The organism is Longimicrobiales bacterium, assembly GCA_028823235.1.
Classification (GTDB): Bacteria; Gemmatimonadota; Gemmatimonadetes; order Longimicrobiales; family Gaopeijiaceae; genus UBA2589.
The window spans coordinates 55596-81889 of the sequence record JAPKBW010000012.1 but is presented as its reverse complement, the minus strand read 5'-3'; the positions used below and the strand labels follow the sequence as shown (position 1 = coordinate 81889).

The window sequence follows — 26294 nt, the reverse complement described above, 5'->3', positions numbered from 1 at the left end:
CGGAGCAGGACATGGAAGTCGACACGATTGTCTCGCTGTCGACCCCTCCCGGCATAGGTGCGGTCGCCTTGGTGCGACTGTCGGGCCCGGGGAGCACAATGGTGTTGCGCCAGTTGCTCGCCCATGGAGCGTCCGCGCCGCTGGTTCGAGTGCCTACGCTCTGCGAATTGGTAGATCTGACTACTGGTGAGACGCTCGATTGCGCCTTGGTCACCTACTTCAAGGGTCCTGCCAGCTACACCGGTGAGGACCTGATCGAAATCTCGACGCATGGCGGATTCTTGATCCCGGGGCTGGTGGTGGAGGCGTCGGTGCAAGCTGGAGCGCGTCCCGCGGAACCGGGTGAATTTACCAAACGAGCATACCTGCACGGGAAGCTGGATCTAGTCCAGGCCGAAGCCATCGCGGACCTCATCGGGGCACGAAGCCGAGCATTTCACCGAGTGGCTTTAGGCCAGCTTGAGAGAGGGCTTTCCACTCGGGTGTCCGAGCTCCGTGGTCGGATGGTGCACATAGAGGCCTTGCTAGCACACCATGTCGATTTTCCGGAAGAAGACGACGCACCTGTTCCGATAGAGAGGGTCGTGGGTGAGTCGAGGGAGCTTGTCGCGGCGATGGATGCGCTCCTTGCTACAGCGCCCGAGGGAGAACTGCTCCGTGAGGGGGCTTTGGCGGTGTTTGCTGGCCGCCCGAATGGTGGAAAGTCGTCGCTTTACAACGCCCTGATCGGTGAGGAGCGAGCGATCGTGACGGACGAGCCGGGCACGACGCGTGATGCCCTGGAGTCCGTGGTCCAGATGGGAGGCTTCCCGTTTCGACTGGTAGACACGGCCGGGCTGAGAGAGCCGTCGGGAACGATTGAGAAGTTGGGAATCGAGGTCGCACACCGATATATCGATCGGGCTGACATTCTACTGTTTTGTCTAGCTCACGGTGATGAACTCTCGGCTGAGGAGACGTCGTTCCTGACAGGCTCGGTCCGTTGTCCCCTGGTTGTCGTCCACACCAAGGCCGATCTGAGGACGGCACCCCCCGAGGGAATGGTCGCCAAGGGCCACATAGAAGGCGAGTATGCTGCGCACCAGGTGGACGTGTCTGCCGTCGATGGTACCGGGCTCGAAGAGTTGAGGGAGTGCATGGCTCACCTCGTGTATTCCGAAGTGGTGTCAGCGGGGGTAGACGCGCCCGTTGTGACGAGAGCCAGGCAGGCTCGGGCGCTCCGCAGGGCACGTGAGGAGGTGGAGGCGTTCCGAGTTGGGCTCGTTGAGGGACTCCCGGCGGAGGTGGCTGCGACTCACCTTCGGACGGCGGAAACATCTCTTGAGGAGCTGCTTGGGATCGTCTCTGTGGATGATGTTCTCGATGTCGTATTCCGGGAGTTTTGCGTTGGAAAGTGATACTCCGGTCGAGTGCGGCTGGATTGTGCGAGGCACGGTTCAGGGTGTCGGGTTCCGTTGGTGGGCTCATCGTGAGGCGAAGCGGTATGGGATCGTGGGACTAGTTCGAAATCGACTGGATGGTGGGGTAGAGTTGATGGCGCGGGCGACGGCCGAGGAGCTCGAGAGATTCGAGAAGTCGATCAGACGAGGGCCACCCATGTCCGAGGTAGAACGTCTGGAGGTCGTAACGTGTACTCTTCCCACTGAGAGTGACGGGTTCACGATCGAGCGTTGAGTCCAAAGGTGGAGTAGAAACGTGCAGGTAGTGCCAAGAGGGTTCGATGCGTAAAGAGTACGGCGTAATCGTTGTGGGCGGGGGCCATGCTGGGACAGAGGCGGCGGCGGCGGCTGCCCGTGCCGGGGTGCGAACTCTTCTTCTTTCGCCCGACCTGACCCGCATTGGCCAAATGAGCTGCAACCCCGCCGTCGGGGGAGTCGCCAAGGGAGTGGTGGCTCGAGAGGTTGATGCGCTTGGGGGTGTGATGGGCCAGGCGACGGATGCGTCTCGAATTCAGTTCCGGATGCTGAACCGGTCCAAGGGGCCGGCGGTGTGGGGACCCCGGGCGCAGTGCGATCGGGCGATGTATCCAGTTGTGGTACGACGCATCCTGGACAGACTGCCCATGCTGGATCTCTTCCAGGATATGGTGGACGACCTCGTGGTGGACTCGGGGCGTGCCGTGGGTGTTCGAACTCGAGGCGGGCTGGTGTTCCAAGGTCAATCCGTTGTCGTCACGACGGGAACGTTCCTGCGCGGGCGCATTCACGTGGGTGGGGAGTCCGGGGTCGAGGCTGGTCGCGCGGGAGAGGCTCCGTCGGTCGCCTTGGCCGAGGGCCTCGAAGGTCTCGGCCTCGAGGTCGCTCGCTTCAAGACCGGAACCCCCCCGAGGGTGGACGGACGGACAGTTGACTTTTCGAAGACAGAGCGGCAGGACGGAGACGACTTGCTCTACCGTTTCGCGGCGTATGCGCAGGAAGTGATCCCGGAGCAGCGGCCGTGCTGGATTACCTATGCCGGTGGTGAACTGAAGGACGTCGTAACCCGCAACCTTATGAAGAGCGCGCTCTACGGCGGCGAGATCGCCGGACGAGGGCCGCGTTACTGCCCTTCGATCGAGGACAAGATCGTTCGGTTTCCGAATGCTCCTCGACACCAAGTCTTCCTGGAGCCTGAGGGGCTCGACACGACGGAACTGTATGTGAATGGACTGTCGACCTCATTGCCGGCGGAGGTTCAGCTTGAGTTCCTCCGGACGATCCCGGGGATGGAGGAGGTCGTCATGACGAAGGTCGGATACGCGATCGAGTATGACTACTTCCCGCCTCACCAGCTTCGGCACACGCTCGAGCTCCGGGACGTGCCTGGTCTATTCTTCGCGGGACAGATCAACGGGACCACGGGATACGAAGAGGCGGCGGGGCAGGGGGTCTTGGCTGGGATCAATGCAGCGATGCAGGTTCGGGGCGACGCACCGATGGTTCTGGAGCGAGACGAGGCTTACATCGGGGTTCTGATCGATGATCTTGTCACCAGGGGAGTGGACGAGCCATACCGTCTCTTCACGTCTCGAGCAGAGTTTCGGCTCCTGCTTCGGCAGGACAATGCGCCGCGCAGGCTCGGTACCTTGGCTGAGCAACGAGGCCTTCTCACTACCTCACAGAACGCCGCACTTCGCCGCCGTCTGGTGGATGAGGATCGGGTCTTGGTCTGGTTTGAGAACACCTCGATCCCTGCTACGGCAGCTGCTCCTGTCCTCAAGCGATCAGGCTCCACCGGCATTCCTCATGCGGTACGGGCCGTCGAGCTGTTGAAGCGCCCGAAGGTCTCGGCGGCGGACTTGATCGCGATCGCACCTGATCCACCTCCGGGAGACGTATCTGAGGAGGTCCTGGCGGCCGTCGAGGTCGAATTGAAGTACAAGGGGTATGTGCAGCGGGAGCGAGAACGGGCCCTTCGCCTTCGGGGGCAGGCAGGCTTTCACCTCGACGAGAACCTGCCCTACGAAGCGTTCGAGACCCTTTCCTATGAGGCGAGGGAAAAGTTGGCCAGAGTCCGGCCGGGGAGTCTGGCTCAGGCTGGTCGAATCCCGGGTGTTTCACCCGCGGATCTGCAGAACCTAGTCCTTGAGGTGCGGCGACTCCGTTCTGGCGCGCCGCCGGCTAACTAAATACCGGATGTTGTCTTAGGATGGGCCTTGGCTACCACAGCTAGCGTTTCACGTGAAACGCTACTGGCTCTGGCCGCCTCGGTTGAGGCCGGTCTTTCGCTTCGTTTCACGTGAAACGCTCCGGGCACTCTGCCGGCGCCCTTCCTGCTATCGTCGCTTTCGCTCGATGTGTGCCTGGGCTGGGTCCCTAGCCGAACCAAGGTGAAATCAAAATCCGTGGGTTCGACCGGGGTCAAATAATCCTGGCATTGGAACACGAACACGGAGTTGCTCGGATCTCCACCGGTTGGACGCAGGGCGAAGAAATTGGACGAGATGGAAAGCTGACCGAACACAGTGCTAATGAGGGCACCCTAATAGGAAGTCGCCGCGTAGGCAGAACTTTCCCGGCCGTTCATTGTGGACGAGCCGTCGGCGCGAAGAAAGGTTGCGACTTGGCTTGGGCCTGCGTCGTTCGTCACACGGAAAGCCTCCGCCTCCCAGGTCCCCACGAGCGGCTGAATCTCGGGCGCGACCACCCGAGTCACGCGGCCCGCGCCGCCACATGCTGCGACCGCCGCCAAGAGGAGGAGCCAGGCGGTCCGCACACTTCCGCGTCGCCCCATGGCCCTACCTCCCGACTTTCTCATATACCGCATGGGATTCTGGTGTCGTCGGTCTTTCTGTAGGCACTGGAATCGACCATAAAAGCAAGGCTCAACCAAAAATGGAGACAGGTCAGCCTTTTTTTCTGTTCCCGTCGGGTTGTGACTTCGATATATTGCCCGCCCGCTGAGTAAATCAAATAAGGACCTGAATGGCCCACGTCATCGCGATTGCGAACCAGAAGGGCGGAGTCGGAAAGACCACTACCGCCATCAACCTGGGAGCATCCTTGGCTGTCGCTGAGAAGCGAACCTTGGTGCTCGATATCGACCCACAGGGAAACGCTACGAGTGGCCTCGGTGTCGCGACCGGTTCCTCCCGCGCCACTATCTATAATGTGCTGATCGGCCAGAATGAGCTCTACGAGGCGGTGGTCCCGGATGTACATTTCCCGTTTTTGAGTGTGGTGCCATCCACCCGGGACCTGGTAGGAGCCGAGATCGAACTCGTCTCTGCACTCAGCAGAGAGACGATTCTCCGGCAAGCGCTCGAGCCGTTGAGGGATGAATATGACTACATCATCATGGACTGCCCGCCGTCCCTCGGGCTATTGACCATCAATACGCTGACAGCTGCCGACTCTGTCTTGATACCGATCCAGTGTGAGTTCTACGCCCTCGAGGGGTTGAGTCAGCTTCTGAATACCGTCCGTCTTGTGCAACGGGGCTTGAATCCGACCCTCGATGTAGAGGGTGTCCTGCTTACGATGTTCGACAAACGCCTGAACCTTTCCAGGCAGGTGAGCGAGGAAGCGAGGGAGTATTTCGGTCCGAAGGTCTACCGATCGTCTATCCCTCGGAACGTTCGTCTGGCGGAAGCTCCGAGCTTCGGGCAGCCCATCGTCCTTTACGATGTGCTTTCGAGCGGAGCACAGGCCTACCTTTCACTCGCCCATGAGGTGATTAACCGCAGAAGCAGGGCTTCCGTTGCTGCGACTGCTGGAGTGTGATGATGGCTAGAGACCGACTAGGCAAAGGCTTGGGCGCTCTTCTCGGTGAGTATCTGGAGCCCGAAGTGGCCGACGGTGAGGTTCGTAAGCTCCCGCTTTCCTCGGTCATTCCGAACCCTATGCAGCCGCGACGAGTGTTTACCGATTCTGAGCTAGGGGGCCTTACGTCGTCGATCCGAGAAAATGGACTACTCCAGCCCCTCGTAGTGCGACCCGCGCCTGGCACTGCGGACCGCTACCAGCTCGTAGCGGGCGAACGTCGATTCCGGGCGGTCAACAAGCTCGAGTGGACCGAGGTGCCAGTGGTCGTAAGAGAAGCCGATGACGAGACTCTCCTAGTGCTGGCCCTAGTAGAGAATCTTCAGCGAGAGGCGTTGAACCCGTTGGAGGAAGCAGAGGGCTACCAAGCGCTCGCCGAACGGTTTGGTATGAAACAGGTAGATATTGCTCGCTCGGTGGGGAAGGATCGGTCGACTGTTGCCAACCTTTTGCGGTTACTGAACTTGCCGTCCTCCATTCGCAAACTGGTCGAGGCAGGTGACTTGAGTCAGGGGCATGCCCGGGCTCTCCTTACCGTGGAGGATCCCGCCCAGGCTCGAGAATTAGCACGACGGGCAGCTAAAGAAGGATGGTCGGTTCGTGAGGTGGAACGCCGTGCCGCTGGTTCTGCGCGGAAGCGCCCTGCTGGTGGGAAATTGAAGTCGCCGGTCGTCCAGGCGATCGAAGGCGCACTACAGGATCATTTGCAGACCAGGGTTGAAGTTCGCGTGGCACGCGGCGGCAAGGGGTCGATCCATATTCAGTATCACAACGACGAAGATTTCGAGAGAGTCTTCGAACTGATCGCCGGGAAGTTGATGTCCGAGATCGTCGAGTGACCGAGGGCTCCAGTCGTCGGAAACTCACCGTCATGTTGCTTCCAGACGGAGGAGAAACGCGGACCCTGACCGTTTCCTATAGGCACCTTCGGGCTTTGGCTGCTACCTGCTCCGTTGTCGCCTTGCTGTTGACGATCATGGCCGGATCCTGGTGGTACCTCGCAGCCAGAGCGACGGGGGTCGGTGAATTGCAAGCTGAAGTTGAAATCATGACGCGCGATAGGGCGCGCACGCGGGCACTCGTCCGGCGCCTTGAATCGATCGAAGAGCAGTACGGTGCCCTTCGGACTATGTTCGGGGCCGCGCAACCGGAACAACGAACAGGATTGTGGCTTTCTCCAGTGTCCGCTCCACGTCGCGACGACGGGGGCGAGCGAGAGCGACGGGGGGGCGCCACCCGCCCCACCTCCTGGCCACTCAGCGAGCGCGGCTTTGTTACTCAGGAGCTGCACGGCGGCAAAAACGCACAGCACCCTGGGCTCGATATTGCTGTGGCGAGCGATTCGTACATTCGGGCGTCCGGTGGTGGGACAATTGTCGACGTTGGGGAGGACGCTGTGTATGGTCTCTTTGTTGTCATCGACCACGGCGAGGGGTATGTGACCTTGTACGGCCATGCGTCCATGACTCTCGTATCCCTCGGGCAACCGGTGAGAGAGCGGCAAGTGGTCGCCCTAAGCGGCTCAACCGGTCGTTCTACGGGACCCCATCTTCATTTTGAGGTCCTAGTCGAGGGAGAGCCGGTCGACCCGATGACCTTAGTTGAGCAGCCCGGCTAGCTGCATGCTATTGCCCGCCTATGGTCGGGGGGTGCCCCTCTGGCGTACATTTGATTTCAATCATTAATAAGGTATGAGGCGAGGCCAGTATGGCACGTGACCGCGACAGTGCAGCGACTCCGTCCGAATCTGTGATTTCGATCATTGGCCCCGGAATGACCATCGTCGGAGACTGCGAGACCGATGGAACGTTGCGGGTCGAGGGCTCGGTAGAGGGCTACATCAAAGCCGGAAAGGCTGTAGTGATCGGCAAAAAGGGCGTCGTGAGCGGGGATATCACCACGCAGGACGCCGTCATTTCGGGTCGAGTGGAGGGTACCTTGGTGGCGGCGTCCCGATTGGAGCTCCAATCGACGTGTCACATCGAGGGTGACGTTCACACTCGCCGAATGCAACTGGAGGAAGGTGCAGTTCTGAACGGAAGTGTTCATATGGGCTCTGAGTCGCCCAGGGCCATTGAAAAAGCCGCCCCTGGAGAGCGAACCCGATCCACGCCGGACCTTGGGAAGGCGGCCGCCATACCATCCCGCGGCTGACTTGGGGATGATGACCTGGCGCCGTTCTACCGTTGCACTGACTGCGGTTTTCTGGAATTGCCCACACCTTTCCCAACCCATCGACCCTGATGCTTTGTGAGGTAGTTCCGTGAAATTGGAATCACTGCTCCAGTACCTGGACGGATACCTCGGGATTTCCGGGCACCCTGATTATGCCACGGCCCTGAACGGGCTTCAGGTCGAGGGGCCCACTGAAGTGACAAAGGTTGTCACAGCAGTGGATGCGTCGCAGGCATCCATCACAGCTGCAGCCGCGCTGGGTGCCGACCTGATGATCGTCCATCACGGGATCTTCTGGGACGGGCACTTGCCGCTGACGGGGCGGCTCGGGCGCCGTGCAAGGGCACTGTTTGAGGCCAATATCGGGCTTTATAGCTGCCACCTGCCGCTCGACAGTCATGCGGAGGTCGGGAACTGCATCCTGCTCGCGCGCGCGATCGGGGTGACGCCGCTCGGAAGAATTGGAGACTACAAGGGCGCGAGGCTTGGCTGGTGGGGTGAGACCAACGAACCAATCTCCCTTGAGGGCCTCCAGGGACGGGTATCGGTGGCGGTGTGTGGAGGGCGAGTCGAGGTGCTACGGGGCGGCCCGCAGCAGATCCTGCGTGTTGGCGTTCTGACTGGGGGTGGAGGAGCTTTCGTCAGAGAGGCCGCCGAATTGGGGCTGCACGCGTTCGTGACCGGTGAGGGATCGCATCACACGTACTTCGACGCTGGAGAATTCGGAATACACGTTCTGTTTGCCGGGCACTACGCGACTGAAACCTTTGGTGTACGTGCCCTAGCACAGCACCTCGGCGAAAGGTTCGGCCTGGAGAGCCAGTTCCTGGACCAGCCGACGGGATTGTGACCGCCGGCCGGACTAGCGCCGACCCAGGATATCTGCGCCGCTTTTTCCTCGTCCCATACTTGGTTTGGGGGTTGGACCCAACCGAAGTGTATCGGCTGCAGACCGCGGCGCACGTTGGGTAGTCAGCGCACTAGGTCGCTGTCGTTTCTCCCGTCGTGGGGTACAGGCAACGCCTTGAGTGCGGCTCACGACTTGGACCTGCTGCGATGGCTGAGGCTGTGGCTACCGGGGCCCTTGCCGTGGCGCTGACGGGTCTCCCGACCATGTTGCGGGCGCTGATTGCTGGCCAGAAGGTCCAGAAGGTCAAGTCCGGGGGCTCCATACTCATAGACATTTCGGAGATTCGTCTTGGGCGCAGGTTGGGAACGCCGATGGGCTCAGAGGCCCGATCATCGGGCTGCTCGAGGGGAGCACCGCGCGGGGGTGGTGATTGAGCTGGTCACGGCGACTCTGCGTTAGATCCGTTGCCGCTTGCGTGCACCTGATATACCATCTGTTTCCACCTGAAACCCGTTCGCGGCTCGGTATTTAAACAGCCTCGGGCCGCCTGGAGGACCTCTTTTGTTCCGTCGCCTTATCGCGGTGATCGCAGCAGCCCTCGTCTACTCCCCGTCCATCAACGCGCAAAGCGTTCCAGCTCCCGTCGATCACTTCGGTCATGAGATTGGTGCTGATCGGAAGCTCGCGGACTGGACTGATTTAACAGGCTACTTCGAGCGACTCGCTGAAACGAGTCCGAGAGTGGTCGTGGACACCTTGGGTCCTACAACTGAGGGACTTCCCTTTGTCATGCTCACGATCACGAGCCCCGAAAACCACGCCCGAATCGATGAGTTGCACGCGATCCAGATGAAGCTGGCCGATCCGCGGACGATTTCTGGTGACGCGGAGATGGAACAGTTGCTCAGTGAAGGGAAGTCGATCGTCCTGATTACTCAGGGCATTCATGCCACGGAGGTCGGCGCCAGCCAGATGTCGGCGAACCTCGCTTATGAATTGGCGTCTTCCGATAGCGAGAAGATTCAGCAGATTCTGGACAATGTGATCCTGCTTCAAGTCCCGTCGCTCAACCCGGACGGCCTCCAGTGGGTCGCAGACTGGTACATGAGCAACGTCGGGACCGAGTACGAGGGTGCTCCTCTCCCGTGGCTCTACCATTCATATGTCGGACACGACAACAACCGTGACTGGTATGCGTTCACGCAGGATGAAACCGTGCTCACCGTTGAGAGGGCGCACAACGCGTGGCATCCGCAGATCGTCCACGATGTCCATCAGATGGGCACCAACGGGGCTCGCATCTTTTTCCCTCCCTATATCGAGCCGTGGGAGCCGAACATCGACCCGGCACTGACCAGCGCGGTGAGTCAGCTTGGCACCTACATGGCCGCGGAGCTCACCGGTCAGGGGAAGAAGGGCGTGGTGGTGAATGCGATGTACGACGCGTTCTCGCCGGCCCGTGCGTACATGCACTATCACGGTGCGGCGCGAATCCTTTCCGAGACGGCGTCCGCTCAGATGGCTACCCCCGTCAACATCGCCTCTGAGCGTCTTGGCCCGGGCCGCAACTTTGACGCCAGCAAGCGGTCGTGGAATTTCCCCGATCCTTGGAAAGGTGGAGCTTGGGGGCTCCCGGACATCGTCGAATATCAGAAAGCCGGAGCCCTAGCCCTGCTCACCAACGCGGCCCGGAACCGCCGTTACTGGCTAGAGAATTTCGTCGGTGTGAATCAGCGCGCAGTCGACGGATGGGATGCATGGCCCGACGCGTGGGTGATACCGGCGGACCAGAAGAATCCGCAGGGGATCACGTATGCACTGCGAGCACTGACGATGGCAGATGTAGAGGTGCACCAGGCTGAGTCGAGCTTCAATGTCGGTGGCGTCGACTTTCCGGCCGGGAGCTGGGTGATTCCGATGACTCAGCCTTATGCTGGCTTTGCGAATACGATGCTCGAGGTCCAACATTACCCGGACCTCAGGGAGTATCCTGGGGGTCCTCCGGCCCGCCCGTACGACGTCACGGCGCACACGCTCGGCTACCTGCTGGACTTTGACGCGGTTGCCCTCGACGGAGGTCTGGGTGTTGCCCTATCTGATCCCATCGACGTACCCGGCTTTGAATTTGAGCTTCCCGAACATCTGACGGGTGATGACGTTCCCCGCGTTGCGATGTACAAATCTTGGCAGGAGCCAATGCCCGCGGGATGGCAGAGGTGGGTGTTTGATCAGCACGACATGGCCTACGACACGCTGCACGACGCGGACGTTCGCTCCGGTGCGCTCGCTGACTATGATGTGCTGATCTTTCAGGCCCAGTCTGCTTCATCCATTCTTACGGGATTCGACCAAGGACAAGTGCCGTCGGATTACGTTGGTGGGCTCGGTGAAGCAGGCGCCGCCGAGGTCACCGACTTCGTAGAGGGTGGGGGACGGGTCATTGCTATCGAAGCTGCGACCGACTTTGCGCGTGATCTCTTTGGGCTCGAAATAGCCAGCGCGACCGCCGGCCTCCCGAACACCGATTTCTACATCCCTGGGTCAATTCTTCGTCTCGAGCTTGAGGGTGAGTCGGAGCTCACGACCGGGATGCGTAGTGAGACCGCCGCCTGGTACTGGCGATCGAGCATGGCGTTTGATGTTGAGGATCCGCGCGTGCGTGTTGCTGCACGGTATGCATCAGGGGATCCCCTACTTTCCGGCTGGGTCCTCGGGGGCGACCACATTGCCGGGAAACCCGCGATCCTCGAGGCGAACATTGGCTCGGGCTCACTGGTCTTGTTTGGGTTCCAGCCGAACTACAGAGCGCAGACGATGGCCACTTGGCCTCTTCTCTTCAACGCGATTCAGAAGCGCCGGATTCCGGTAGGCTGACAGGATGAATTCGATGCCGGATGAGAACGCAGTCAGCCGCTGCCCCCACTGTGGCGAGTCTGTCTCGGGTAATTTTTGCCACCACTGCGGCGGAACGCTGGGCGGCCAGTTCTGTAACCAGTGCGGCTCGCAGATTGCTGCGAGTGGTAAGTTCTGTAACGAATGCGGAGTGAAGGCGGATGGCGTTCCTGTGGCATCAGCCGGTGGAGTGTCCCCTGGAACGACCAGTGCGCCTGCTGCGAAGCGGACGGACGCACTGGGGGCGGTAGCGGAGCCCCCCGGTGGGCAGAGCCTTCCGTGGTGGATCGCAGGAGTGGCAATGTTTGCGGTCATCTTCATGTTCGGCCTCCAGATGGTACGCCCGGGTCCCGCGGCCGGACCAACGATCGGGTCATCCGGGGCGGCGACCGTGGGTGGGGCGCCCGGGACCGGAGCCCCGCCGGACATTTCGAACATGACGCCTGTCGAGGCGGCAGATCGACTCTTCAATCGTGTCATGGCGTCCATCTCTGCCGGCGACTCGGCGGCTGCTCAGCAGTTCATGCCTATGGCGATCGCCGCGTACCAGCGTGCGCGCCCTCTCACACTGGACGGTCTCTTTCATCTGTCGATGTTGAATCGCACAGCGATGAACCTTGAGGCTGCGCTCGACGTAGCGCTCGAGGTGGTTGGGCGAGATCCGAATCACCTACTTGGCCTGGCTGCCGCTGCTGAGGCAGCCATCGAACTAGGTCTTTTGGATGAGGCGGAGACGCACTATCGACAGATTCTCGTCATCTTCGATGAGGAGAGTCAGAGGCCGTTAGAGGAGTACGACATGCACTCGCAGATCGTTGTCGTCCTGATGCAAGACGCGGAGCAGTTCCTGGCCTCGAGATAGCCGGGTTGATGCGCGTCTACCTGACTGGCGGTACGGGACTCGTTGGGTCGCATCTGGCCCTTCACCTGCGGGCTCGTGCTCACGAGGTTGTTGCCCTGTGTCGCAAGGGGGCGGATAACCTGCTGCTCTCAGAGCACGGGTGCGATATCGTTAATGGTGACGTGCGGGACGGATCGGCCAGCCTCGCGGGCGGCATGGCCGGCTGCACACACCTCGTGCACGCAGCAGCGCTCGTGTACGCGAACGGGCACTGGCCGACGGTTTGTGCTGTCAACGTTGAGGGTACGGAGAATGTTCTGCGTGCGAGTGCTCGGGCGGGCATCCCCTGCGCGGTGCATCTCTCGTCCGTTGCCGTCTATGGCACCGTCGACGGAGAGGTGAATGAAGTGGCTTCGATCGAGACCGCGATCCCGAAAGATGATCTTTACGCTCGCTCAAAGCGGGAGGCTGAGGTCGCGGCTCGACGGGTCGCGGCGGAGGAAGGTCTCGCTCTCGCCATTCTACGGCCGTCCGCTGTCTACGGGGAGCGAGATCGACTTATGATTCCCGCCTTAGCTGATATTGTTTGCCGACCTCTCGTGCCGATGTTTGGCTCGGGGAAAAACACACTTCCAATCGTGTATGCCGGAAATGTGGCGGAGGCCATTCGGCTCGTACTCGAGGACGGTGAGGGTGGGGTGACCTACGATGTCGGCCGCGATGAAGCGCTTACGCAACGGCAGCTATTCCAGTGGCTCGCCGCTGGCTTGGGAAGGCAGCCCAGGTTCGTACGTATTCCTGCGGGCGTCGTGCGAGGGGCCGTCGGTCTGCTTTCCACCCTGGGAGTCGGAACACCTGGAGCCAAGCACCTTCCCTTGGAAAGGGTGGCGCGGCTCGCGTTGGGAGAGAACCCTTATCCCTCTCTTGAGATTCGAAGGAAGCTCGCATGGAGCCCGCCCGAGACGCACCAGCAAGCATTGATGCGATCGGGAAAATGGTTTGTCGCAAACTCACGGCATAGATCGGAGCAGAGGGCCCATGGGTGACTCGTTCGACCCTGGAGCAGATCCCAGCAAACCCTTCCCGCATGAGCGCGAGACAGAGGACGAGCGGATGCTTGGGCGTGAGAGCCTCGGGCAAGATTCGTGGCGCGTATTCCGGATCATGGGTGAATTCGTTGAGGGATTTGACGAACTTCACTCTATTGGAACTGCCGTTTCAGTTTTTGGGTCGGCTCGCACGAAACCTGAAGATCCGATGTACCAGGCTTGCGTTGAGACGTCTCGATTGCTTGGTGAGGCAGGCTTTGCTGTGATCACCGGCGGTGGGCCAGGCATCATGGAGGCTGCGAACAAAGGCGCGCGGCTGGCCGGAGCAAAGTCCGTGGGGTGCAACATCGAGCTGCCCTTCGAGCAGGGTGGGAATGAATATCTCGATGTGTCCATCGACTTCCGGTACTTCTTCGTCCGAAAGATGATGTTCATGAAGTATGCGTGCGGATTTGTCATCTTCCCTGGCGGGTTCGGAACCATGGATGAACTCTTTGAGGCACTGACGCTCATCCAGACCCACAAGGTCCGGGACTTCCCAGTGGTGCTCTTCGGTAATGAATATTGGACTGGTCTGCTGGACTGGATTCGGAACACAATGGCCGCCGAAGGAAAGCTCGCTGCTGACGATATTGACCTCATGTGTGTGACCGATGACCCGGAGGTCGCTCGCGATCACATTCTAAGCGGTCTGCACGAGCTTCCCCTTTAAGGATCACCTTGGCCTTGTGAGCCCTGCCAAGTGGGGCTTTTTTCTTAGCTCTGCCGGAAACTCGGCAGACTGATCTCGCTCGAATCGGTGAGAAGCCCGTGAGCATAAAGTCTGACGCCCCCAAGGGATACGCGCCTACCGGAAAGAACACCGGGGTCGTGAAGCCGAAGGGTACCTCGAAGATACGAGCCCACGACGGGCTCGAGACGATCGACATTCGATCGCGCAAACCGTCCTGGCTGAAGGTTCGCTCACCGGGTGGCCCCAACTACCTCCGCCTCAAGAAGATGATGCGGTCCGAGGGTCTTCACACTGTATGTGAGGAAGCCAGCTGTCCGAATATCGGGGAGTGCTGGGAAGACGGAACTGCCACGTTTATGATTCTCGGCGACGTCTGCACGCGCGCCTGCAAGTACTGCGGTGTCGCGCACGGTATGCCGACGACGCTCGACGAAGATGAGCCACGCCGAGTTGCCGAGACTGTCCAGAAGATGGAACTGGAGCACGTCGTCATTACAAGCGTGAATCGCGACGAGCTGCCCGACGGGGGCGCGCGGATCTACGCTGAGACGATCCGCCGCATACATGAGGCCATGCCGGGCTGCTCCGTCGAGGTCCTGATTCCCGATTTCAAGGGAGACGAGGCCGCGCTGAAAACCGTGATTGATTCGGGCCCCGCGATTCTCGGACACAACCTGGAAACTGTCCTGCGGCTACACCCCGATGTCCGACCAGGGGGGCGGTACTGGCGGTCGATCTCCTATCTCGGTGCAGTGAAGGGCATCGCGCCAGATATGCTCACCAAGACGGGCATCATCCTAGGCATGGGCGAGGAAGATGCTGAGATCCGACAGGCGATGATTGACCTGCGCGAGGCTGCCGTCGATATCCTCACGCTCGGGCAGTACCTGCGACCTTCTCCGATGCACATTCCCGTCGCTCGCTGGGTGACGCCAGACGAGTTCATCGAATGGAAGCGTGTTGGTGAAGAGGAGTACGGATTCAAGCATGTTGAGTCGGGTGCCCTCGTGCGCTCGAGCTACCATGCGAAGGAACAAGCCCGCGAACTGGAAGCTGGTGGGCCTGGATCCATAAAAAATGTTATGGAGGCGGACATTCCCGCCCCCGCCGAGGTCCGTCTGGATCTCGTTCAGCTAGAACTCGGCCGGCCTGGCCGAGCGATGAAGGGAGTTTGAGGTGGCAGATACGAAAACGAAGGCTCGGAAGAAGAAGAGCGATCCCTTCGCGGAGCACGGAGTAAGTGAAGAGCTCGGCCTCGAGCTTTTGCGTGATATGCTGCTGTACCGGCGTTTCGAGGAGAAGACCGAGGAGGGGTATGCAATCGGAAAGATCGGCGGCTTTTGCCACGTCCATATTGGTCAGGAAGCTGCCGCTGCCGGAAGCATCAAGCCGCTGCGCGACGACGACTATGTGATGAGCGCCTACCGAGAGCACACCCAGGCGATTGCCAAGGGCGTGTCTCCTAATGCAGTCATGGCCGAGTTGTATGGTAAGGCCGACGGCGCCTCGGGGGGGAAGGGCGGTTCGATGCACATTTTCAATGCCGAGTGCCGCTTCATGGGTGGCCACGGCATCGTCGGCGGGCAGGTTCCGCTCGCGACCGGCATCGCGTGGAAGATCAAATACCGCAGCGAAGATTCCGTGGTCATCGTCTTCATGGGTGATGCTGCCGTAAACCAGGGAGGCTTCCATGAGGCGCTGAACATGGCTGCGATTTGGGGTCTTCCAGCGATCTACGTCGTCGAGAACAACGAATACGGCATGGGGACTGCGTTCTCCCGGGTCTCAGAGACGGATATGTCTGCCAAGGCTGTCCCATATGGTATGGACGCTCACGTCGTGAATGGTCAGGATGTGCTTGAGACCTACGCCTTCTTCCGTGACATCACAGCCAAGGTGCGTGGCGGCGCCGGACCCCAGTTCGTGGACCTTCAGACGTATCGGTTCCGAGGCCACTCGATGTCCGACGCCGTGTCCGGGACCTACCGATCGAACGAAGAGGTCGAGAAGGCAAGGACCGAACAGGACCCCATAGCGATCCTTCGGGATCAGTTGATGAATGCGGGGGCGCTCGACCAGGCGGCCCTCGAAGAGATGGACGCAGAAGCTCGTCAGATCTCATCGGAAGCGGCCGACTTTGCGGAGGCCTCCCCGGTGCCGAGTCCGGAAGCGCTCTACCGGAACGTGTGGGCGGAGATCAATCCGAATGGACGGCTCTTCTTTGATGGGCGCGACGAATCGAAAGGGGCCCACTGATGGCGGTTATTACGTATCGCGAGGCGCTGAACGAAGCCCTGCGCGAAGAGATGGCTCGTGACCCTGATGTGTTCCTGATAGGAGAGGAAGTCGCCGAGTACGACGGCGCCTACAAGGTGTCCAAGGGCCTACTGGCGGAGTTCGGCGATCAGAGAGTGGTCGACTCGCCAATCAGTGAACTTGGATTCACCGGTCTCAGCGTTGGGGCTGCAATGGCGGGTCTTCGGCCCGTCGTCGAGTTCATGACCTTCAACTTCGCGTTCCTGGCGATCGATCAGGTGATTAACTCCGCCGCGAAGATGTTCTACATGTCCGAGGGGCAGTTCCCGATGCCACTGGTGTTCCGTGGGCCTACGGGTGCAGCCCTGCAGCTCTCGGCTCAGCACTCCCAAGCGTGCGAAACCTACTACTCCCATGCGCCCGGCTGCAAAGTTGTCACTCCGGGCACGCCCGCTGATGCGAAGGGCCTCCTGAAGGCGGCCATCAGGGACAATGACCCTGTCGCCTTCATGGAAGGTGAGCTCCTCTACAACATCAAGGGCGAAGTGCCGGAGGATGACGACTTCATCATTCCTCTCGGCGTTGCGGATCTGAAGCGTGAGGGTGGCGATGTATCGATCATCACGCATGGAAAAATGATCCACGTCGCCCTTCAGGCTGCTGCCAAGCTCGAAAAAGATGGCATCGAGGCAGACGTTCTTGATCTGCGGACGATTCGTCCGCTGGACATGGACGCGATTCTTGAAACGGCACAGAAAACGAACCGATTGGTCTACCTCGAAGAGGGATGGCCATATGCTGGTACAGGTGCGCAGATCGTCTCGATGATCCAGGAAGAGGCGTTCGACTACCTCGATGCGCCTATACTGCGTGTGACGCAGGCCGACATACCGATGCCGTATGCGAAGAATCTTGAGATGCTCGCGAAGCCGTCAGTCGCCCGCGTCATTGAAGCTGTGAAGAAGGTCCTCTACCGCTAATGCACACGATCTTGCTCGCCTGCGCGAGCGTTGGGAGCCGATAGATGGCAACCACGAAAGTCCATATGGAAGCGCTGTCTCCGACCATGGAGGAAGGCCAGCTGGTACAGTGGCTCAAATCTGAGGGCGATGAGATCGCAAACGGTGACATCCTTGCCGAGATCGAGACGGACAAGGCGACCATGGAGCTCGTCGCTCGTGGCGACGGCGTCCTTCGGAAGATCTTTCTGCCAGCCGGGGGCACCGCTGAAGTCGGTGCGATCATCGGTGTGATTGCGGGAGCTGAAGAGGACATATCCGGGGTCGAGGGTGTCGGTGGCGGAGGTGTCGCAGCACCTGTGGCTCCCGAAGCGGCCTCCGCGCCAGTGGCCGTGAACGCTGAGCCTGCGGCAGCACCCGTAGCTGCGCACCCTGTCGCTGAGTACGCACCTGCCCCGGCTGTGCCAGTGGCAACGGGTGGCCGAGTGAAGGCGTCACCCCTGGCCCGACGGTTGGCTGAAGAGATGGGTGTCGATCTGTCGAGCGTCGCGGGTTCTGGTCCGGCTGGCCGGATTGTGAAGCGCGATGTCGAGGCTGCGAAGGCCGCAGGTGTGAGGGCTTCGTCGCCGGTTGTGGTCGCGGCATGGACGCCGAATGAGGCAGAGTACGAAGACGTGCCGACGTCGCAGATGCGCAAAACAATTGCGAAGCGTCTGGTCACTTCGATCGGACCTGTCCCGACGTTCTATCTCACGATGGACATCGACATGGCCCGCGTGATGGAGGCCCGAAAGAGCATCAACGCGATGCTCGAACGGGAGGGTGGCAAGATCTCGATCAATGACATCGTGCTGAAGGCGGTGGCCGGAGCGCTTCGGCAGCACCCGAACTGCAATGCCCAGTGGCAAGACGGTTTCATTCGTCGCTTCAATGCGATTCACATCGGCGTCGCCGTCGCTGTAGAGGACGGGCTGATCACGCCGATCGTGCGGAACGCTCACCTCAAGGGCCTAGCCCAGATCGGGTCCGAGGTAAAAGAGCTCGCTGGTCGTGCGAGGGAGAAGAAGCTCATGCCTGATGAGTACACCGGTGCGACGTTCTCGGTCTCGAATCTGGGGATGTTCGGTATCCATGAGTTCACGGCAATCATCAACCCGCCTGAGTCCGCCATTCTTGCGGTGGGCGGCATCGAAGAGATGCCCGTAGTCGTGAATGGAGAGGTTGTCGTTCGTCCTCGGATGCGTATCACGATGAGCTGTGATCATCGGGTGATCGATGGGGCACAGGGCTCGCGCTTCCTGCAGACCCTGAAAGGAATGCTCGAGGAGCCGACCGCGATTCTGCTGTAGGCGTTTCCGGACTCCGATATCTACCCTTTGGGCCTGCTCGGTCCAGCCTGGTTGCCGTTCCTCTTGCTCCATGTCGGCATGACATGATTCGTCCGGGCGTATGCCGATCAACTGGCTGAACTCGCTGGACCCTCCTGCCAGAGGCCTGAACCTGTGCGTCGACCGAAGCCGGCTGAGCCAGAATCATTATCCCACCGCCATACCCATCACCGCTTCCTGCCTATCCATTCCTCTGTATTACGAAGATCTTCACAAGAATCAAAAACGCTCCACCAACGCTGTGGATGGTATGTAATGACCACGACCCTGCGCACCCGACTGCTCCTTGGACTGGTGCTGGCCACCGCGTGTGTGCCGAATGATGGGCCGAACGACGAGCGCTTCGCGGACGTTGTTCTTGCTGGGGGTGCTGTGGTGTCCCTTGGTGCGGAGGGGGTAGTCGAGGCGATCGCGGTCCGCGGGGATCGTGTTGTGGCACTGGGAACCGATGCCGAAGTCGGCGAGTGGATTGGCCCGGCGACCCGCGTCATTGAACTCGACGGCCGGTCGGTGGTGCCGGGCCTCACTGACAACCACCTGCACTCCATCGGCGGCGGTTTGGGCGTCGACCTCTCGAGGGCGCGCTCGCTTCAGGATGTGTATGATCTGATTGCTACTCGAGCTGCCGAGACCCCCATCGGCGAGGTGGTGGTAACCAACTCCGACTGGCACGAGGGCCAGTTGGCGGAGCAACGGTTGCCGTACCGAGATGAGCTGGACCGTGCCGCACCGGACCACCCGCTGGTCGTCGTTCGTGGAGGTCACGAGTACATCCTCAACAGTCGTGCCCTGGAGAAGTGGGGAATCACTCGCGATGCGCGGGATGTCCCGGGCGGACGGATCGGCCGCTACGAGGACGGGCGCCTGAACGGAGAACTCGTTGATCGGGCGAAGGACCCTGTGCGACTTCCGTCGCCGCCAGTACTGTCGGTCGAGGAGCAGAAAGTGGCGCTGGTAGACCAGTACGCCGTTCTCTCCAGACGGGGACTGACAAGCGTCCGCCATCCCGGCGGCTCTCCCCAGCAGTTCGAGATGATCGAATCACTCGAGGCGGAAGGCCGCCTCGAAATGCGTGTCGAATTTCTCTTGCGCGCCCCACGATCAGGATCGCCGGGCGCTCTTGAAGAGGCCATGGCGAGTTGGCCGTCGCCACCCGCGACCCCGCCTTCTGATGAGATTGATGCGGCAGGATTGCTTCGTCTAGGTGGGGTGAAGCTCGGTGTCGACGGTGGTTTCGAGGGTGGCCTCATGCGGGAGGCGTATGAGGAGCCATGGGGGGAGGGCGGCGCTTTTTTTGGACTTCAGACCGTACCCCGAGAGCCCTTCATCGAGTCGGTGCTTGCCCTGCAGGATGCCGGATGGCGTGTCGCGACACATGCTGTCGGCGACGCGGCGATCGACCTGGTACTCGATGCATATGAAATCGCAGCTGACGAGCGGTCGATCGCCGACCAACGATGGATTGTCGAGCATGGGTTTATTCCACGAGAAGATCATTTTCCACGAATGAAGGCTCTTGGCGTCGGGGTTTCTGCCCAGGACCATCTCTACCTTGCGGCACCGAGTCTGGTGGAGTATTGGGGTGCAGATCGGGCCGGGTGGACGACACCGCTGCGGGCCTATATCGACGCAGAAATTCCGGTGTCACTGGGGACTGACTCACCAGTGGTACCGTACGACCCGTGGTGGGTGCTCCATCACTTTACGACCCGCGGCACGATCAGTGCCGGTGTATCGGGTCCGGATCAAAGGGTGACCCGGGAAGAAGCGCTTCGCGCGATGGCTGAGGGATACGCGTGGCTCACGTACACGGAAGACACTCGCGGTACGCTCGTGCCGGGAATGCTTGCTGACCTGGTCGTAACGGCTGCGAACTACGTGACGTGTCCCGACCCTTGCCTGGAGACGATGGAGGTCGACTTGACGATGCTGGGTGGCCGGGTTGTCTGGGAGCGCTAGGCGAGTCGGAGCATTGGCACTACAACGATTTCTCGTAGATCCGCCAGCGCTTGTAGGCTTTCATGCCCATCGCTTCCATCGGGGCGATGAGCGCGTCATTGTCGGCGAGGATCCATGAGGCTTCCGCTCCTTTGAATCCGATCTCCTGCGCCAGGCGGGCCGCTTCGTAAGCGAACAGCGGAAACAGTCCACGGTGGCGATAGTCTGATCGCATGCCGAGGAGAACGATTCGACCTGTCTGCACCTTCGGGAGCCCGAGCAGGAGCTTGACGATGTTTGTCGGCCACAGCCGCCCGGAGGGTATCGTCTGGAGCACCTTGTTCAGGTCACGGGCCAGCATCATGAAGCCCACCATTTCTCCGTCGACCTCGGCAACGAAGGAGAACTGGGGCATGAGCACGGACTTGAGGTCCTTGGCCGTATGCCAGAACTCGTCCCATGCGGGTGGCACGAACCCCCAGTTGCCGGACCACGCGTCGCAGTAGAGGTCGAGGACCTTACGAGCCTCCTTCTCGAGCACGTCGACATTGAGCGTCCGGAACGTGACGCCGGTCCGCTTGGCTGTTCGCTCGGCTAGACGTTGCAGTCGATCCGGCACCGAATGTTCACCCTCGGCGGGGATGTAGTAGCCGAGGAGGTCCTGGGCTTGCACATATCCCGCACCCTCGATGAGGTTCTCGCACCAGTCCGGGTTCCACGGGGTCATGAGCACGGGAGGCGTATCGAACCCATCAATGAGCAAGCCCGACTCGTGGTTCATCGAGGGGCTGACAGGGCCGCGCGCAGCGTCGAGCCCCCGCGCAGCGAGCCACTGTTCTGCTCGGCCCAACAGTGCCGTCGCCGCTTCAGTGTCGTTCGCACAGTCGAAGAACCCGAAGAATCCGACCCGGTCTTTGTGGTGACGATTGTGTGCGCGATTCTCGATCGCGGCGATGCGGCCTACAGGCACTCCGTCCCGCTCAGCAATGAAGAGCGCCCGGTCGGCATTTCGGTAGAAAGGGTTTTTCCGATCATCGAGGCCGTCACGGACCACGGCCCGAAGCGGGGGGATCCAGTTTGGTTGGTCGGTGAGAATCTTCCACGGAACGTCTACGAATCGTGCGGTCCCACGCCGACCGCTCAGCTCTGAAATCAACAACGCCACACATTCCGCCTCATCCGGGTCCACCACCGGCAGCAGTATGGGACGTGCGCTGGACTGCGTCGACGAAAAAATCTGGCGCGGTCGCTAGCCAGCGGCGGAATCCGTCCACCGCCTCCTGACCAGGGGTAGGTGGAGATTGCCAAAAATCGTCCAGGGCAGCATACGAGCCCGCTCGGGCCACGCCGACCCTCTCCGCATCCCACGCGTTGAGGGTTTGCTCGAATTGCCCTTCGGTTGGAACCGCGAGAACCGGCTTCCCGAGCAGATGTGCTTCACATATCGACTCGAAGCCGGCGGACCCGACATACGCACGGCATCCGGCTAGGTGAGACAGGAACGCGGTCTGATCTAGGCCGTGTGCGTGGAATGTGGCCGGACTCCCGGCAGGGAGGGCAGCCTCGCCGTCCTGCAGGTAACAGTGAACCTCGACGTTCGGGTTTTTTGCAGACCAGGCGGACAGCTCTGCCCCATAGCCAGCGTTCAGGGCATATGCCAGCAGATAGTCCCCTGGCGACGACCGCAGATCCTCCCAGCCAGGCCTCAGGAGCGGAGGGGCGACCTCGAGGCCTAGGTCCGGTCGATTGGCCAGCGGTGCGAATGAGAGTGCGATCCGGCGGTCGGTACCGGACGCGGTAGCGCGAGCGTAGGCCAGCACGGATCTCCGTAGGGGATCTGGACCTGGCGCACCCGCGAGATCTGGGTGCAGGAAGACGAAGTTGTGGGCTACCGCCAGGGCTGGGACACGGCTGGGGAATAGCTTTCGAGCAGCCCCACCCATGAGGTCGAGAAAATTTACGACGACATCGGCGCCCTGCGTCACTTCTGCGATGCGGAGGACCGAACGGATGAATCCAGGGCTCCGAAGAGCTACATCCGCGATCGTTCGAGGCACTGAGAGGGCCCGACCGTCTGCCGCGGGCACCTGTGTCGGCGCGTCGAATTCCTCGATGTCTGCCGCGATCCCTTCTACGAAGTAGTCAGGGATGGTCCGCCACGGGCTGCGGCCTACCATCACCGTCGAGACCTCATGTCCAGCCTCCCGCAAGAAGGCCGCGAGGGCCAGCGCCTGGGTCATGTGACCGCGGCCCTCGCCCTGAACCACGAAAGCGACGTTTAGTGATTGCATACTAACAAGTTCTCATTGGCGTCAGGTGTGCACCATGAGATCATGGTCTCCGCAGCGCGGCGTTATCTTTACCGTCTGTGAGCCCGCGTCTACCTTCGTGGACGCGAATCTTCAAGAAAGACTGGATCCATTGGGATCCTGACCATAAAGAGAGGCACAGTTGGCTGGCAACGACTCGTTTGATCTGATTGTCCTAGGGAGTGGTCCTGGTGGATACGTCGCGGCGATCCGCGCGGCGCAGCTGGGCCTCAACGTCGCCTGCGTCGAAGACGCAGACCTTGGTGGCGTGTGTCTGAACATTGGTTGTATCCCCACGAAAGCCATGCTTACCAGCGCGCTGTTGGTCAACGAGATGAAGAACGGCGAACAACATGGCATCATGGCGAAGGAGGTCACGTTCGATCTGGCACCTGCGCAGGAGCGTAGCCGCCGGGTGGTCAAGCAGATGACCAACGGGATCTCGCACCTCTTCAAGAAGAACAAGGTCACGCCCCTCATGGGCCGCGGCCGCCTTAAGGGTGTTGGAAAAATTGAAGTAACGGCTGCGGATGGCACGAAGACCGAGCATGCTGCCACCAGCGTACTGATCGCGACAGGTTCTCGCCCGAGAGATCTCCCTGTATTGAAAATTGATGAAGAGCGCATCTGGTCATCGACCGGTGCTCTCATGCAGACGAAGGCGCCTGAGTCCCTTTTCATTGTCGGCGCCGGTGCCATCGGCATGGAGTTCGCTGACGTCTACGACGCATTCGGCACGAAGGTCACGGTCGTTGAAGCGCTCGACCGGATTCTGCCGCTCGAAGACGGTGAGGTCTCCAAGCTCATGGAGCGGACGTACAAGAAGCGCGGGATCGACGTGCACACCGGGGCCTTCTTCCAGACCGCCGAGATCAAGGCCGACGGTGTCACTGTCACGTTCAAGGACAAGAAGGGCGAGTTCCAAACGCTTGACGTGGACTATGTCCTCTCCGCGGTTGGCCGCGTGCCCAACTCCGAAGACCTCGGCCTCGACAGTGCCGGGGTGAAGACGGACGAGCGCGGCTTTATCTTGGTAGATGATCAGCTTCGGACGAATGTGCCAAGCGTCTACGCGGTCGGCGATGTGGCCGGCCGGCAGCTGCTCGCGCACAAGGCGTCACACGAGGGGATCGTCTGTGTTGAGCATATCGCAGGCCAGGGGCACCACACCGTCGACTACACAAACGTCCCGAACTGCACGTACTGCCACCCCGAGGTAGCATCGGTGGGGTTGACGGAGGAGCAGGCGAAGGAGGCTGGTCACGACTATGCGGTCGGCAAGTTCCCCTGGGCCGGCATCGGTCGGGCCGTGGCAGCGGGGCACACCGACGGGTTCATCAAGATCATCAGGGACAAGAAGTATTCGGAGATTCTTGGAGCCCATATCGTCGGACCGCATGCGACAGAGCTGATCGCCGAATTCGTCGTTGGGCGACACCTCGAGTCGACCGTCGAAGAACTCGAGAAGGCAATGCATCCACACCCGACCTTGTCCGAGGGTGTGGCCGAGGGAGCCCTTGCCGCCTTGGGTCGTGCCATCCACATGTAGAGGAATTCGCTACAAGGGAAGGATCCTGGGTCAGGCCGGGACCTCGTGGCTGAGATTGTCCCCGGACACGCCTTCGTACGCCGAGCACCTCGGGCGCGATCCTACCGAAGAAGAGCAGAAGGATTTCATCGACCCGTTGAAGATCTAGGACTAAGCGGGTCCGAGGGCCAGGTCCGGCTCTCTAGGATGAATAGAAGGGCGGCCCTTAGGCGGGCTGCCCCTTCTGCGTTTCGAGAGACGCGTCTATTCCCCGGATCTCTAGGATTCTCAGAACTGCTTCGCCGATCTTGTTGTTTGGAGTCGACGCCCCCGCAGTGATTCCCAGTGTGAAAGAACCCTCAGGGATCCAGTCGCTGGCAATCACCTCAGGCGTGGTCGGGTCGATCTCTGGCTTGTGCCGGATCTCACCCGTGTCCACGTCAATGCACGACGCGTCCTCCACATGAAAGGTCGTCGTATGCTGTCGGCAGAGATGCGCCAGGTGGTTGGTGTTCGACGAGTTGTAACCACCGATCACCAGCATGACTTCAGGTGGCGCGTCCATCATCTCGGCGACGGCATCTTGTCGTTCCTGCGTCGCCGAGCAAATCGTGCCGAAGGAGCGAAAATGTGTCGAGGCGTGTTCTTCTCCAAAGTGCTCGACCATCGCCTCGTGGACCTTCCAGCCAATGGCGAGCGACTCTTTGGCCAGCATCGTGGTCTGGTTTGCGACACCCACGAGAGCGAGGTCTCGGTCGGGGTCGAAGCCTGGTGACGCTTTGGCGGCGAAGTGTTCGATAAAAGCTTCACGGCCGAGATGTCCGGGACGCTTTGCGATGTAGTCGAAGAGCAGTCCGCCCTCGGCCATGTCGCGGACGATAATGTATTTCCCGCCTTCGAATTTGTTGACCTGTGAGGCGGTGGCCCGTGATTCCTCGTGTGTGTACTTCCCGTGGATTACGGCGGTAAAGCCATCTTTCGCATAGTTCTCGACGCGTTTCCACACGTGGAGGACCGAGCCGCATGTCGTGTCGACGAGGACGCACCCGATACTCTTCAATTCGTCGAAGTCGTGGAGCGTGACACCGAACGCAGGAAGAATGACCACGTCTTCGGGAGTTAGCGCTGAGAAATCAAACATCCCGTCCGACTGGGGATAAATGAAGCTGATTCCCATTTCGGTCATCCGCGAATTCACGTGCGGATTGTGGATGATTTCTCCGACCAAGTGTATCGGCCGGTCCGGAAATTTGTGGACGGTCTCATACGCATAGTCCACTGCGCGGTCGACGCCGTAGCAGAACCCAAACTCCTGAGCGAGTCGGACCGTGATGTCTCCAAACGAATCCGTATAGCCGCGGGATCGAATGCGTTCAACCAGCGCCGACTGATACTCGGCGTCGATCAAGGGGCGAAGCTCTTTCTTGAGCCCGAAGCCCTTCCTGAAGTAGGTCTGCTCCATGGTCGGGAATTTCACGCGGAGTCCGACCTGACTCAAGTCGTGTGTAGCTAGCGAATGGAATGACTGAACCCACTGACGCGATCTGAGGGTAGGGATTGTCATGAATCTACTTGGCCGCCTCGCACTCCTTTTTGTCATCCTGCCCATTCTCGAGCTGATGCTTCTCATCGAGGTTGGGCAGGTGTTCGGCCTCCTGCCGACGTTGACGCTGGTTCTATTTACCGGCGTTGCCGGGGCCTGGCTCGCACGTGCGGAGGGCATGCGCGTGTTCTTTCAGTTCCAGAAAGAGCTCGCGACTGGAAAGCTCCCCGGACAAGCCATGCTCGACGGAATTTCTGTGCTGGTCGGGGGAGCGTTCCTTTTGACTCCCGGCATCCTTACGGACTTCGCTGGCTTTTCTCTTCTCTTCCCGCCGACCCGGCGCTGGCTACAGCGGAGGATTCAGGCCAGCGTGGAGAAGCAGGCTGCGGATGGCTCCGTTAGGGTTGTGGCGATGGGCTCGTTTGGCGGGGGAATGGGAGGGTTCGGCGCGAGTAGTGTTGAAGATTTTCAGCGAAGGCCTCCTGACGCGTCTCCACCGGGAATGGACCCGTCGAAAGGCATCGTAATCGAGTCTGACGACGCGTAGCTGACGGGGCAAAGCCGAGATCTCCAGCCGGCGGTTTAACGCGAGC

General features: G+C 60.5%; 23 protein-coding genes. 19 read left to right on the top strand and 4 right to left on the bottom strand.

All coding sequences use genetic code 11. The annotated features are described in order from the left end of the window. Positions 1-11 precede the first annotated feature (11 nt). From mnmE to mnmG, 3 genes are read left to right on the top strand one after another with little or no spacing between them, the layout of a single operon-like run. Positions 12-1397 carry a tRNA uridine-5-carboxymethylaminomethyl(34) synthesis GTPase MnmE gene (gene mnmE / locus OSA81_08785; protein ID MDE0899098.1) on the top strand — a complete coding sequence of 462 codons (1386 nt, stop codon included), beginning with the start codon at positions 12-14 and terminating at the stop codon, positions 1395-1397. Beyond that, a complete protein-coding gene (locus OSA81_08780) occupies positions 1387-1674 on the top strand; it encodes an acylphosphatase (GenBank protein ID MDE0899097.1) in 288 nt (95 codons plus the stop codon). The genes mnmE and OSA81_08780 overlap by 11 nt, the downstream gene beginning before the upstream one ends. Before the next feature lie 46 nt (positions 1675-1720). Beyond that, positions 1721-3607 (top strand): tRNA uridine-5-carboxymethylaminomethyl(34) synthesis enzyme MnmG, encoded by a 1887-nt coding sequence (gene mnmG / locus OSA81_08775; GenBank protein MDE0899096.1) that lies wholly within the window; start codon positions 1721-1723, stop codon positions 3605-3607. 353 nt (positions 3608-3960) lie between these two features. On the opposite strand, the gene OSA81_08770 is transcribed toward mnmG, so the two are convergent. Next, positions 3961-4212: a hypothetical protein gene (locus OSA81_08770; GenBank protein MDE0899095.1), complete on the bottom strand. Its 252-nt coding sequence runs from the start codon at positions 4210-4212 to the stop codon at positions 3961-3963. A gap of 191 nt (positions 4213-4403) precedes the next feature. On the opposite strand from OSA81_08770, the gene OSA81_08765 reads away from it, so the two are divergent. The 14 genes from OSA81_08765 (at position 4404) to OSA81_08700 (ending at position 20342) form a co-directional block, all read left to right on the top strand. After that, positions 4404-5201: an AAA family ATPase gene (locus tag OSA81_08765; protein MDE0899094.1), complete on the top strand. Its 798-nt coding sequence runs from the start codon at positions 4404-4406 to the stop codon at positions 5199-5201. A 2-nt stretch (positions 5202-5203) separates the two neighbouring features. Further along, entirely contained in the window at positions 5204-6079 is an 876-nt protein-coding gene (locus OSA81_08760) for a ParB/RepB/Spo0J family partition protein (GenBank protein MDE0899093.1), read from the top strand. 32 nt (positions 6080-6111) lie between these two features. After that, positions 6112-6858, top strand: coding sequence for a M23 family metallopeptidase (locus OSA81_08755; protein MDE0899092.1), 747 nt, complete (start codon positions 6112-6114; stop codon positions 6856-6858). A gap of 89 nt (positions 6859-6947) precedes the next feature. Then, positions 6948-7394, top strand: a complete 447-nt coding sequence (locus tag OSA81_08750; GenBank protein ID MDE0899091.1) for a polymer-forming cytoskeletal protein — start codon at positions 6948-6950, stop codon at positions 7392-7394. 109 nt (positions 7395-7503) lie between these two features. Further along, the gene (locus OSA81_08745) at positions 7504-8265 is read left to right on the top strand and encodes a Nif3-like dinuclear metal center hexameric protein (GenBank protein ID MDE0899090.1); all 762 of its coding nucleotides are present in this window, start codon (positions 7504-7506) and stop codon (positions 8263-8265) included. Positions 8266-8826: 561 nt separating this feature from the next. Beyond that, on the top strand, positions 8827-11139 hold the full coding sequence (locus OSA81_08740; protein MDE0899089.1) for a M14 family metallopeptidase: 2313 nt from the start codon (positions 8827-8829) through the stop codon (positions 11137-11139). Between the two features lie 13 nt (positions 11140-11152). After that, positions 11153-12019 carry a zinc ribbon domain-containing protein gene (locus OSA81_08735; GenBank protein MDE0899088.1) on the top strand — a complete coding sequence of 289 codons (867 nt, stop codon included), beginning with the start codon at positions 11153-11155 and terminating at the stop codon, positions 12017-12019. An 8-nt stretch (positions 12020-12027) separates the two neighbouring features. After that, on the top strand, positions 12028-13044 hold the full coding sequence (locus OSA81_08730) for an NAD-dependent epimerase/dehydratase family protein (GenBank protein MDE0899087.1): 1017 nt from the start codon (positions 12028-12030) through the stop codon (positions 13042-13044). Further along, on the top strand, positions 13037-13759 hold the full coding sequence (locus OSA81_08725; GenBank protein ID MDE0899086.1) for a TIGR00730 family Rossman fold protein: 723 nt from the start codon (positions 13037-13039) through the stop codon (positions 13757-13759). The genes OSA81_08730 and OSA81_08725 overlap by 8 nt, the downstream gene beginning before the upstream one ends. Positions 13760-13857: 98 nt before the next feature. Continuing rightward, positions 13858-14955 (top strand): lipoyl synthase, encoded by a 1098-nt coding sequence (gene lipA, locus OSA81_08720; GenBank protein MDE0899085.1) that lies wholly within the window; start codon positions 13858-13860, stop codon positions 14953-14955. 1 nt (position 14956) lies between these two features. Further along, on the top strand, positions 14957-16036 hold the full coding sequence (gene pdhA / locus OSA81_08715) for a pyruvate dehydrogenase (acetyl-transferring) E1 component subunit alpha (protein ID MDE0899084.1): 1080 nt from the start codon (positions 14957-14959) through the stop codon (positions 16034-16036). Continuing rightward, entirely contained in the window at positions 16036-17016 is a 981-nt protein-coding gene (locus tag OSA81_08710) for a pyruvate dehydrogenase complex E1 component subunit beta (protein ID MDE0899083.1), read from the top strand. Before pdhA ends, OSA81_08710 begins: the two co-directional genes overlap by 1 nt. Positions 17017-17060: 44 nt before the next feature. Then, positions 17061-18344 (top strand): pyruvate dehydrogenase complex dihydrolipoamide acetyltransferase, encoded by a 1284-nt coding sequence (locus OSA81_08705; protein MDE0899082.1) that lies wholly within the window; start codon positions 17061-17063, stop codon positions 18342-18344. A 294-nt stretch (positions 18345-18638) separates the two neighbouring features. Beyond that, on the top strand, positions 18639-20342 hold the full coding sequence (locus OSA81_08700) for an amidohydrolase (protein ID MDE0899081.1): 1704 nt from the start codon (positions 18639-18641) through the stop codon (positions 20340-20342). Between the two features lie 19 nt (positions 20343-20361). On the opposite strand, the gene OSA81_08695 is transcribed toward OSA81_08700, so the two are convergent. Continuing rightward, on the bottom strand, positions 20362-21480 hold the full coding sequence (locus tag OSA81_08695; GenBank protein MDE0899080.1) for a hypothetical protein: 1119 nt from the start codon (positions 21478-21480) through the stop codon (positions 20362-20364). Positions 21481-21496: 16 nt separating this feature from the next. Continuing rightward, positions 21497-22612, bottom strand: coding sequence for a hypothetical protein (locus tag OSA81_08690; protein MDE0899079.1), 1116 nt, complete (start codon positions 22610-22612; stop codon positions 21497-21499). Positions 22613-22772: 160 nt separating this feature from the next. Here OSA81_08690 and lpdA point away from each other — a divergent pair, with 160 nt between their 5' ends. Continuing rightward, on the top strand, positions 22773-24179 hold the full coding sequence (gene lpdA / locus OSA81_08685) for a dihydrolipoyl dehydrogenase (protein ID MDE0899078.1): 1407 nt from the start codon (positions 22773-22775) through the stop codon (positions 24177-24179). Between the two features lie 205 nt (positions 24180-24384). On the opposite strand, the gene OSA81_08680 is transcribed toward lpdA, so the two are convergent. Further along, complete coding sequence (locus OSA81_08680; GenBank protein MDE0899077.1) at positions 24385-25635, bottom strand: 4-hydroxy-3-methylbut-2-enyl diphosphate reductase; 1251 nt, start codon at positions 25633-25635, stop codon at positions 24385-24387. A gap of 85 nt (positions 25636-25720) precedes the next feature. Between OSA81_08680 and OSA81_08675 the strand changes: the two genes are divergently transcribed. Beyond that, positions 25721-26248 carry an FxsA family protein gene (locus tag OSA81_08675; GenBank protein MDE0899076.1) on the top strand — a complete coding sequence of 176 codons (528 nt, stop codon included), beginning with the start codon at positions 25721-25723 and terminating at the stop codon, positions 26246-26248. Positions 26249-26294: the final 46 nt, after the last annotated feature.

Excerpts from the sequence above, each read along its gene's own strand:
- mnmE (MDE0899098.1), top strand. The coding sequence starts at position 12 with ATGGAAGTCGACACGATTGTCTCGCTGTCGACCCCTCCCGGCATAGGT.
- mnmG (MDE0899096.1), top strand. The coding sequence starts at position 1,721 with ATGCGTAAAGAGTACGGCGTAATCGTTGTGGGCGGGGGCCATGCTGGG.
- OSA81_08770 (MDE0899095.1), bottom strand. The coding sequence starts at position 4,212 with ATGGGGCGACGCGGAAGTGTGCGGACCGCCTGGCTCCTCCTCTTGGCG.
- OSA81_08765 (MDE0899094.1), top strand. The coding sequence starts at position 4,404 with ATGGCCCACGTCATCGCGATTGCGAACCAGAAGGGCGGAGTCGGAAAG.
- OSA81_08760 (MDE0899093.1), top strand. The coding sequence starts at position 5,204 with ATGGCTAGAGACCGACTAGGCAAAGGCTTGGGCGCTCTTCTCGGTGAG.
- OSA81_08755 (MDE0899092.1), top strand. The coding sequence starts at position 6,112 with ATGTTGCTTCCAGACGGAGGAGAAACGCGGACCCTGACCGTTTCCTAT.
- OSA81_08750 (MDE0899091.1), top strand. The coding sequence starts at position 6,948 with ATGGCACGTGACCGCGACAGTGCAGCGACTCCGTCCGAATCTGTGATT.
- OSA81_08735 (MDE0899088.1), top strand. The coding sequence starts at position 11,153 with ATGCCGGATGAGAACGCAGTCAGCCGCTGCCCCCACTGTGGCGAGTCT.
- OSA81_08730 (MDE0899087.1), top strand. The coding sequence starts at position 12,028 with ATGCGCGTCTACCTGACTGGCGGTACGGGACTCGTTGGGTCGCATCTG.
- OSA81_08725 (MDE0899086.1), top strand. The coding sequence starts at position 13,037 with ATGGGTGACTCGTTCGACCCTGGAGCAGATCCCAGCAAACCCTTCCCG.
- OSA81_08710 (MDE0899083.1), top strand. The coding sequence starts at position 16,036 with ATGGCGGTTATTACGTATCGCGAGGCGCTGAACGAAGCCCTGCGCGAA.
- OSA81_08705 (MDE0899082.1), top strand. The coding sequence starts at position 17,061 with ATGGCAACCACGAAAGTCCATATGGAAGCGCTGTCTCCGACCATGGAG.
- OSA81_08700 (MDE0899081.1), top strand. The coding sequence starts at position 18,639 with ATGACCACGACCCTGCGCACCCGACTGCTCCTTGGACTGGTGCTGGCC.
- OSA81_08690 (MDE0899079.1), bottom strand. The coding sequence starts at position 22,612 with ATGCAATCACTAAACGTCGCTTTCGTGGTTCAGGGCGAGGGCCGCGGT.
- OSA81_08675 (MDE0899076.1), top strand. The coding sequence starts at position 25,721 with ATGAATCTACTTGGCCGCCTCGCACTCCTTTTTGTCATCCTGCCCATT.